The sequence below is a fragment of the Vibrio fujianensis genome (assembly GCF_002749895.1).
Classification (GTDB): Bacteria; Pseudomonadota; Gammaproteobacteria; order Enterobacterales; family Vibrionaceae; genus Vibrio; species Vibrio fujianensis.
In genome coordinates, this window is sequence record NZ_NBUS01000041.1 from 214,527 (window position 1) to 216,103 (window position 1,577).

2 protein-coding genes are annotated in these 1,577 nt (G+C 40.2%); one reads left to right on the forward strand and one right to left on the reverse strand.

The window, feature by feature from the left end; translation table 11 throughout:
• Positions 1-624: tyrosine-type recombinase/integrase (locus B7C60_RS18480; protein ID WP_245868956.1), on the forward strand; the 624-nt coding region annotated here is incomplete at its 5' end.
• Here B7C60_RS18480 and B7C60_RS08240 read toward each other — a convergent pair.
• A partial coding sequence (locus tag B7C60_RS08240; RefSeq protein ID WP_245868958.1) for a D-alanine--D-alanine ligase occupies positions 608-1,577 on the reverse strand: 970 nt, incomplete at its 5' end. The genes B7C60_RS18480 and B7C60_RS08240 overlap by 17 nt on opposite strands.

Genomic DNA, 1,577 nt, shown 5'->3' on the forward strand with positions numbered 1-1,577 from the left:
CGTAATCAACTTCGTCATTTTCGTCTGGATAAAAAAGGAGAGGAAAAACAAGCAGAATCCTTTACTCGATTGCATTTGAATCGCTTGCATAAAAAATTAATACGTAGCAATAATAGTAGAGATATAAGAGACTTAGCGATTTATCATGTGATGTTTGAATGTGCGATGAAACGCTCAGAACTTAAACAACTCACAATTGAGCATATTGATTTAAATGAGATCAATATTCAATGTCTGAATATTGGTACGGAGCAATATTCACTATCTGCCAATGCTCAGTGCGCATTACTTAGATGGATAAAAATAGTTAATGAACCTAGTGGTCCAGTTTTTAGAGCCATCGATCGGCACGGCAATATCGCTCATCTACGACTTGATGACTCGTCTATCTTCCGTATTTTAAGGCGAGCCGGAGGGCTTCTTTCTCAGCCTGAATTACGTTTTTCCGGTCAGTCGACTCGTATTGGTGCGGTTAAAGAATTGGCTCGACAAGGGTATAAAACAAAAGAAATTCAACAATTTGGCCGTTGGTTAAGCCCTGCGATGCCAAATCAATACTTAGGAAATTTGCACACCGCAGAAGTAGAAAAGCTAAAGTTCGTTCGTTTTAAACCGTGCGAGTAAGCGATCGGTGAACGCAATCTGCTAAGAAATCGCTAAATTTATGTCCATTATGCTCTAGCATTTTAGGAAACATCGAAATCGGGGTCATGCCTGGAAAGGTATTCACTTCATTAAGATAGATATGCCCTTGCTCAGTTAAAAAGAAGTCGATTCGAGAAAGATGTCTTAATTTCATATGGATAAAGACTTTTTTAGCACATGCATGAATTAATGCACGTTGCTCTTCCGTGAGATTTTTTGCTTCGACTTCGGTTCTCGAATGACTATCCGCACTGTACTTTTCTTCGTAACTATAAAATGCATCATCAGGCGCAATGATTTCACCCGGTTTGGAAATATAAAGCTCACCACTTAACTCATATGCGGCCACTTCCAATTCGCGAGGTTTAACCGCTTGCTCAACAAGAACCTGCTCTGAGTAATGAAAAGCGGATTCCACCGCATGGCTCACTTGTTCTAATTCGGTCACTTTGTAGCATCCAACGGATGAACCTTGCCTAGCCGCTTTAATAAACAAAGCCCCCCACTGTTCAAACGCTTGCTCTGCATTTTTTTTCGTTGTAGCACTATTTTCGGTCAGAAACAGATAAGGCGTATTGGGAATGCCTAGCGCGTCATACCATAACTTCGAGGTAATTTTATTGAAGCTATTTGAGCTTGCTTCCGGTCCACAGCCTAAATATGGAATACCTGCTAACTCAAGTAAGGATTGAATATCTCCCGTTTCTCCGGGATAACCATGAATGCAGGGGACAACAAAATCAATTTTTTTTGACCAGTTTCCACCATTAAGTGAAGCAGTATTGATATCCAGTGAAACTAACTCATTAGACAGTGTAAACCAGCCTGTTGGTTTAATCTCCACACGAATCACATTAAAATCAGGCGTAAGCAAAAGTTGTTGCTGTATGTAATTTGCAGAAACTAAAGAAACTTCATGCTCCGACGAGCCA